This is a genomic window from Pseudoroseomonas ludipueritiae (assembly GCF_014490445.1).
In the GTDB taxonomy this organism is placed as follows: domain Bacteria; phylum Pseudomonadota; class Alphaproteobacteria; order Acetobacterales; family Acetobacteraceae; genus Pseudoroseomonas; species Pseudoroseomonas ludipueritiae.
Map to the genome: position 1 here is coordinate 1 of NZ_JACTUZ010000190.1, position 7,467 is coordinate 7,467.

Annotated in this window: 8 protein-coding genes; all 8 read left to right on the forward strand. The window is 68.5% G+C overall.

What is annotated here, in order from left to right:
- The first annotated feature begins 143 nt into the window (after positions 1-143).
- Positions 144-797: a methylthioribulose 1-phosphate dehydratase gene (locus IBL25_RS23140; protein WP_238940611.1), complete on the forward strand. Its 654-nt coding sequence runs from the start codon at positions 144-146 to the stop codon at positions 795-797.
- The gene (locus IBL25_RS23145) at positions 794-1,333 is read left to right on the forward strand and encodes a 1,2-dihydroxy-3-keto-5-methylthiopentene dioxygenase (RefSeq protein WP_187780846.1); all 540 of its coding nucleotides are present in this window, start codon (positions 794-796) and stop codon (positions 1,331-1,333) included. The genes IBL25_RS23140 and IBL25_RS23145 overlap by 4 nt, the downstream gene beginning before the upstream one ends.
- Positions 1,333-2,043, forward strand: coding sequence for an acireductone synthase (gene mtnC / locus IBL25_RS23150; RefSeq protein WP_187780847.1), 711 nt, complete (start codon positions 1,333-1,335; stop codon positions 2,041-2,043). The genes IBL25_RS23145 and mtnC overlap by 1 nt, the downstream gene beginning before the upstream one ends.
- A gap of 67 nt (positions 2,044-2,110) precedes the next feature.
- The gene (gene corA / locus IBL25_RS23155; RefSeq protein ID WP_187780848.1) at positions 2,111-3,100 is read left to right on the forward strand and encodes a magnesium/cobalt transporter CorA; all 990 of its coding nucleotides are present in this window, start codon (positions 2,111-2,113) and stop codon (positions 3,098-3,100) included.
- Between the two features lie 172 nt (positions 3,101-3,272).
- On the forward strand, positions 3,273-4,031 hold the full coding sequence (aqpZ, locus tag IBL25_RS23160; protein WP_187780849.1) for an aquaporin Z: 759 nt from the start codon (positions 3,273-3,275) through the stop codon (positions 4,029-4,031).
- Between the two features lie 105 nt (positions 4,032-4,136).
- Positions 4,137-6,002, forward strand: a complete 1,866-nt coding sequence (locus tag IBL25_RS23165) for an ABC transporter ATP-binding protein (RefSeq protein ID WP_187780850.1) — start codon at positions 4,137-4,139, stop codon at positions 6,000-6,002.
- A 73-nt stretch (positions 6,003-6,075) separates the two neighbouring features.
- Entirely contained in the window at positions 6,076-7,044 is a 969-nt protein-coding gene (locus IBL25_RS23170) for an acetamidase/formamidase family protein (protein WP_187780851.1), read from the forward strand.
- Between the two features lie 156 nt (positions 7,045-7,200).
- Positions 7,201-7,467: GcrA family cell cycle regulator (locus tag IBL25_RS23175; protein WP_238940612.1), on the forward strand; the 267-nt coding region annotated here is incomplete at its 3' end.

Here is a 7,467-nt window from a genome sequence, read left to right on the forward strand (position 1 = left end):
GCACCCGCCCCGCGCCCGCGGGGGCTCCGGCCCCTCGCCTGGCTCTCTCCCCTGGCCATGGGGGCGGCGTGCTGCTACGCCGCCGCCGGTGAGGCGCCCGCATGGCGGCGCGCCCCGCCGCATGGAACGGGAGGCCTGAGCCCTTGCAGAATACCCCAGAGGCGATCCCGGCCCCGGTGGCCGAGGCCATCATCGCGGCCGGCGCCCGATTGGATGGGCGTAACTGGGTGCCCGCCACCGCCGGCAATCTCTCCATCCGCCTGCCCGATGGCCGCGTGGCCATCACCCGCTCCGGCTTCCACAAGGCGCGGCTGACGCCGGATTCGCTGATGGTGGTGGACCTGGACGGCCGCCCGGAACAGCCCGGCCTGCGCCCTTCCGCCGAGACCCTGCTGCATTGCGGCGCCTATCGCCGCTTCCCCGAGGCCGGGGCGGTGCTGCACGGGCATTCCATCGCCAATACCGTGCTCTCCCGCCTCGCGGGGGAAAGCATCACCCTGGAAGGCTATGAGCTGCTGAAGGCCTTCCCCGGCCTCCCCACGCATGAGGCCAGCGTCACCCTGCCGGTCTTCGACAACGACCAGGACATCGCCCGCCTGCAAGGCGTGGTGGAGGCCCGCTGGAACCGCATGGCGGCGGATGAAGATGTCATCCCGCCCGGCTATTTGCTGCGCGGCCACGGGGTCTATGTATGGGGTCCGGACATGGACACCGCGCTGGCCCGCACGGAGGCGCTGGAATTCATGCTCGATTGCCATCTGCACGAACACCCCCCGCACCCGAGGAGGACGGCATGAGCCTTCTGACCATCCGCGACGCCGCCACCGGCGCCGAATTGCTGCGCAGCAGCGACGCGGCCGAGATCGCCGCCGCGCTCGCCCCCATCCATGTGCGCTTCGAGCGCTGGCCGGTGGCCACGCTGCCCGAGGGCGCGGATGCCGAGACGGTGCTGGCCGCCTATCGCCCGCAGCTGGATGCTTTCATGGGCGATACCGGCGCCGGCACGGCGGATGTGATCAAGCTCGATTCCAGCCATCCGCAGAAGGATGCCATGCGCCAGAAGTTCCTGGCCGAGCATATCCACACGGAGGACGAGGTCCGCTTCTTCCATGAAGGCAGCGGCAATTTCATCATGCATGTGGGCGGCAAGGTTTATGACGCCCATTGCACCCAGGGCGACCTGATCTCCGTGCCGGCCAATACCCAGCACTGGTTCGATGCCGGCACCGAGCCGCGCGTCACGGCGCTGCGCATCTTCACCGATACCACGGGCTGGACGCCGCATTACACCGGCGACGACATCTCCACCCGCTTCCCGGCGGTGGTGGGCTGATGGCGCCCGTCAGCGCCGTCCTGACCGATATCGAGGGCACCACCAGCAGCATCGCCTTCGTGAAGGAAACGCTGTTTCCCTTCGCGCGGGAGGCGCTGGAGGGCTTCCTGGCCGACCATGGCCAGGAGCCCGAGGTGGCCGCCTGCCTCACCGAGGCCCGCCGCCTGGCGAAGCCGGGCGAGGACGCCGCCGCGGCCCTGCGCCGCTGGATGGCGGAGGATGCCAAGGTCACGCCCCTGAAGACCCTTCAGGGCCTGATCTGGCGCCAGGGCTATCTGGACGGCCGCATCGAGGGGCATCTCTGGCCGGATGTGGCGCCCTGCCTGCGCGCCTGGGCCCGCGCCGGCATCGGGCTGCATGTCTATTCCTCGGGCTCGGTGGCGGCGCAGAAGCTGATCTTCGGCCATTCGGCGGCCGGCGACCTCGCCAGCCTCTTCACCGGCTTCTTCGACACCACCACCGGCGGCAAGCGGGAAGCGGCCAGCTATGGCGCCATCGCCCGCAACCTGCACCTGCCGCCGGAATCCATCCTCTTCCTGTCCGACGTGGCGGAAGAGCTGGATGCCGCCGCCACGGCCGGCTTCCAGACCTGCCAGCTGGTGCGCGAGGCCGATGGCACCCAGCCCTGCGACCGCCACCGGCAGGCGGTGGACTTCCCCGGCGTGGCCGGCCTCTTCGGCCTGCCGCTGCCCCGCGCCGCCGCGGCGTGACACCCACTGCGGCGCGGCGGTATGAACACCGCCGCCCGCAACCCGCGCCGGGAGCACCCGCCATCGCATGATGACCACCTATACCGTGGCCGGTGGCCGACTGAGCCTGGATGACGGCAACCAGCCCGCCGCCACGCTGCGCGCCGCCGTCTGGATCGACCTGCTGAACCCCTCGCGCGACGAGGTGCAGGCCATCGAGCAGGCGCTGTCCCTGGAACTGCCAACGCGGGAAGAGATGCAGGAGATCGAAAGCTCCTCCCGCCTCTACCGGGAGGGCGAGGCGCTCTTCCTCACCGCCACCTTCCTGTATGGCGCCGACCAGGGCGAATACGCCTCGGCGCCCATCACCTTCGTCCTGGCGGGGCCGACGCTGCTGACGGTGCGCCATGCCACGCCCAAGGCCTTCACCGCCTTCGCCAACCGGGCGCAGCGCAACCCGGGGCTGCTGACCTCCTCCGACGCGGTGATGCTGAATCTCTTCGAGCAGGTGGTGGACCGCCTGGCCGATATCCTGGAGCGCCTGGGCGCCGACATGGACCGCGCCAGCCAATCCGCCTTCCGCACCGCCAAGGGCACCACCAAGAAGAAGGCCAATGCCCGCGACGCCGACCTGAAGGACGTGCTGATCCTGCTGGGCGAGGTGGGCGAGGTCACCTCCCGCGCGCGGGAAACGCTGCTGGGCCTGACGCGCATCCTGACCTTCGTGAATGCCGAGAAGGCGACGGCGGTGCGCAAGGAGAACAAGGCCAGCATCAAGGTGCTGGAACGCGACGTCCGCTCCCTGGTGGAACACGCCTCCTTCCTCTCCAACAAAGCGAATTTCCTGCTGGATGCCGTGCTCGGCATCATCAACATCGACCAGAACGGCATCATCAAGACCTTCACCGTCGCCAGCGTGGCGCTGATGCCGCCGACCCTGGTCGCCAGCATCTACGGCATGAACTTCGCCAATATGCCGGAGCTGGGCTGGCGCTTCGGCTACCCGATGGCACTGCTGGTGATGGTGTGCAGCGCCGTGCTGCCGATCCTCTACTTCAAGCGCAAGGGCTGGCTCTGACCGGCTGAGGCGGCCTGGCCGCTCGCGGAACCGCGCGTTGCATTTCGTTTCGGATACGGCATAGCCTCGGCGCGCCGGCCGCCCAGCCCATGGCTGGGCAGTCGCCACAACCACAGGTTGCGGAAGCCCGTCATGCGACACCTTGCATCCTCATCCCCAAGGATTCGCCATCATGCACAATGACATGCAGCGGAGGCTGATCGCGGAGTTCCTTGGCACCTTCTGGCTGGTCTTCGGCGGCTGCGGCAGCGCCGTCCTGGCCGCCGCCTTTCCCCAGCTCGGCATCGGCTTCGTCGGCGTGGCCTTCGCCTTCGGGCTGACGGTGCTCTCCATGGCCTATGCGATGGGCCATATCTCGGGTGGGCATTTCAACCCGGCCGTCACGCTTGGCCTCTGGTCGGCCGGGCGATGCGCCAACAAGCATGTGCTGCCCTACATCGTGGTGCAGGTGCTGGGCGCCGTCTGCGGCGCGGCAGCGCTCTGGTTCATCGCCTCCGGCAAGGCCGACTGGGTGCCGGCGGGCTTCGCCTCCAACGGCTACGGGGAACTCAGCCCTGGCCGCTACTCCATGGGTGCGAGTTTCGCGGCGGAACTGCTGCTGACCTTCTTCTTCCTGCTCATCATCATCGGCACCACGTCCAAGGGCGCCGCCACGGGCTTCGCCGGCATCCCGATCGGCCTGGCCCTGACGCTGATCCACCTGATCTCGATCCCGGTCACCAATACCTCGGTGAACCCGGCCCGCAGCACGGCGCCGGCGCTCTTCGCGGGCGGGGAATACATTGGCCAGCTCTGGCTTTTCTGGGTCGCGCCCATCGCCGGCGCGATGCTGGCGGGCACCCTGGCGCGCATTCTCTACGAGCCCTCCGCGCTGGTGGAGACCACGGTGGTCGAGGAGCATCGCGGCCCCAGGCCCCTGCCAGGGGAATAGCGCCAAGCGGCGGGGCCGGCGAAAGGCCCCGCCCGCTCCTGCGGTTCCGCCACTTGTCATATCCGCCCGGTTGACAGGGGCTCGGCACGGGTCCTGCCTTGCCCCATGCCGCGCTTCCCCCTCGAGACTCTGATCGACCCCGTGGCGCCGCCCGGCCAGGCTGCCAGCCGGGCCCTGGGCGTGCCGGTGCCGGACCGGCCGCCGCCGGCCAGCCTCGCCGGCTTCTACTGGTATTTCATCCGCCAGGCGCGGCTGCTCTTCGCGCTGCTGTTTCTCGCCGGCCTTTCGGTGGCGCTGCTGGATGCCGCCATCCCCATCTTCATCGGCCGCGTCATCGGCCTGCTGGGCGAGCACCCGCCGGGCCGCCTCTTCACCGAGGCCTGGGCGCCGCTGCTCGGCATGGGCTTCGTGCTGCTGGTCTGCCGCCCGCTGGCCATCCTGTCGCAGAACCTGGTCAGCCAGCAGGCCATCAATGCCACCGTCACCAGCATGATCCGCTGGCAGAGCCACTGGCATGTGGTGCGCCAGGGCTGGGCCTTCTTTCAGGAGGATTTCGCCGGGCGCATCGCCAACCGCGTGATGCAGGCGGGGCCATCCCTGCGGGAGAGCGTGGTGCAATCCGTCACCGCCGTCTGGTACATCCTGGTCTATGGCTCCGGCGCGGTGATCTATCTCGCCACGGCCGATGCCTGGCTGGCGGCGCCGATTCTCTGCTGGTTCGCGGCCTATGTCACGCTGTTGCGCTTCATCGTCCCGCGCCTGCGCGCCCGCGCCAAGGCGGCCAGCGAGGCACGCAGCCTGCTCACCGGCCGCATCGTGGACAGCTACACCAATATCCTCACCCTCAAGCTCTTCGCCCGCGCGGAGCAGGAGGATGCCTTTGTGCGCGAGGGCGTGCTGGGCCTGACCGATGCCTTCCAGCGGCAGATGCGCATGATCACGCTGAACGGCCTGCTGCTCTCCACGCTCAATGCCACCATGCTCACCGGCATGGCCGCGCTGTCCCTGGTTCTGTGGAACCGTGGCGACATTCCTTTGGCCACCGTGGCGGCGGCATTGCCGATGGCCTGGCAGATCGCGAATATCTCCGGCTGGGTGGCCTTCAATGTCGCTTCGATCTTCGAGAATATCGGCGTGGTGCAGGAAGCCATCGGCAGCATCGCGGTGCCGCCCACCGCACCCGACCGGCCGGATGCCAAGCCCCTGCGGGTCACGCGCGGCGAGATTGTCTTTGAAAACATCCGCTTTGGCTATGGGCGCGAACGCGGCGTGCTGGATGGCTTCGATCTTCGCATCGCGCCGGGCGAGCGTGTCGGTCTTGTCGGCCATTCCGGCGCGGGCAAGACCACGGCGGTCAACCTGCTGTTGCGATTTTTCGAGCCGGAGCAAGGAAGAATCCTGATCGACGGGCAGGATATCTCCACCGTGACGCAGGAAAGCCTGCGCGCCGCCATCGGCATGGTGACGCAGGATACCGCGCTGCTGCACCGCTCCATCAGCGACAATATCCGCTACGGCCGCCAGGAAGCGACGGCCGAGGACATCGCCGCCGCCGCGCGCGACGCGGAAGCCGATGCCTTCATCCAGGACCTTTCCGACTGGCGCGGCCGCACCGGCTATGACGCGCATGTGGGCGAGCGGGGCGTGAAGCTTTCCGGCGGCCAGCGGCAGCGCGTGGCCATCGCGCGCGTGCTGCTGAAGAACGCCCCCATCCTGGTGCTGGACGAAGCCACCAGCGCCCTGGACTCCGAGGTGGAGGCCGCCATCCAGCAATCGCTGGACCGGCTGATGGCGGGCAAGACCGTGATCGCCATCGCGCATCGCCTCTCCACCCTCTCCTCCATGGACCGGCTGGTGGTGCTGGAGCATGGGCGGGTGGTGGAACAGGGCACGCATGCGCAGCTTCTGGAACGCGGCGGCCCCTATGCGCGGCTGTGGCAGCGGCAATCGGGCGGCTTCATCGGCACCTGATCTTGACCGCCACCCCCCGCTCGCCCGAACCTGCGCCGCCGCCCCGCCTGCGGCACCGCAGGAGCCTGTCCGCATGACCGTCCATAACCTCGCCGCCACTCCGGAGACCGTGCGCTTCGGCGCCTTCGACGCCAGCTTCGCGCCTGTGATGACGGTGCAGTCCGGCGACACGGTGGTGATGCAATGCGTCTCCGGCCCCGCCGAGATCATGCCGCCACCGGACAGCGGCATGGTGGTGCCGGAATGCCTGGCCGCCATCCATGCCGCCGGCGTGCCGCGCCTCGGCCCGCATCTCCTCACCGGCCCCGTGGCGGTGGAAGGGGCCGAGCCGGGCGATGCGCTGGAGATCCAGATCGAACAGGTCGAGCTGGGCGCCGACTGGGGCTACAACCACTTCCGCCCGCTGGTGGGCACGCTGCCGGAAGACTTCCCCTACCGCCGCCTGCTGCACATTCCGGTGGACCGCGAGAAGAACACCTGCCACCTGCCCTTTGGTCCGAATGGCGGCCTGGACCTGCCGCTCTCGCCCTTCTTCGGCGTGATGGGCGTGGCGCCGCCGGTGGAATGGGGCCAGATCTCCACCAAGGAGCCGCGCGCGCATGGCGGCAACCTGGACAACAAGGAGCTGGTGGCGGGTTCTACCTTGTGGTTGCCGGTGCATGCGCCGGGCGGGCTTTTCTCCGCCGGCGATGGCCATGGCGTGCAGGGCGATGGCGAGGTCTGCGTCACCGCGCTGGAAATGTGCCTCACGGGTCATTTCCGCTTCACGCTGCACAAGGGCGGCGGCGCGCGCCAGCCGCTGCTGCGTTTTCCGCGTGCCGAGACGCCGACGCATTATGTTTCCATGGGCATCCACGAAGATCTTGATCTTGCGATGAAGCAGGCATTGCGCGAGATGATCGGCTTTATTGTCGCACGCGCGAATGTCTCGCCGGCCGACGCCTATCAGTTCTGCTCGCTGGCTGTGGATTTCCGTGTGACACAAACGGTGAATGGCGAGAAGGGCGTGCACGGCATGCTGCGCAAGGGCCTGCTCTTCTGATTCCCGATGCCGCGAATCGGGATGCCCTCCCGATTTCGTGGTGCCGCGCAAGGGGTTTTCCACAGATTTCGGGGGTGATGTGAATAACCCCATCTTGTGCGCAACCCCAGCACGCAACTACCGTATATGGTAGCAGGGACGCAGGAGACGGCGCCTATGGATTGGACACCGGAGGCCATCGAGGCCCTGCGGGGCTATTGGGCGGAAGGCCATTCGACGGCCGAGATCGGTCGTCGCATGGGAATCTCCAAGAATGCTGTGGTGGGCAAGGCACATCGCCTGAACCTGCCGCCGCGACCCAGCCCGATCCGCCGCGAAGCCACGGGCGCGCAGCCCGAAGCGCCACGCCCCGCGCCTGTTGCCGCCCCCGTGGTGGCAGAGGCCGCGACAGCCATTGCCGCACCACCGCCGGCGCAGCCCGCC

Bases quoted from the DNA above. Each gene is read 5' to 3' on its own strand.
- corA (WP_187780848.1), top strand. From the start codon at position 2,111: ATGATGACCACCTATACCGTGGCCGGTGGCCGACTGAGCCTGGATGAC.
- mtnC (WP_187780847.1), top strand. From the start codon at position 1,333: ATGGCGCCCGTCAGCGCCGTCCTGACCGATATCGAGGGCACCACCAGC.
- aqpZ (WP_187780849.1), top strand. From the start codon at position 3,273: ATGCACAATGACATGCAGCGGAGGCTGATCGCGGAGTTCCTTGGCACC.
- IBL25_RS23145 (WP_187780846.1), top strand. From the start codon at position 794: ATGAGCCTTCTGACCATCCGCGACGCCGCCACCGGCGCCGAATTGCTG.
- IBL25_RS23165 (WP_187780850.1), top strand. From the start codon at position 4,137: ATGCCGCGCTTCCCCCTCGAGACTCTGATCGACCCCGTGGCGCCGCCC.
- IBL25_RS23170 (WP_187780851.1), top strand. From the start codon at position 6,076: ATGACCGTCCATAACCTCGCCGCCACTCCGGAGACCGTGCGCTTCGGC.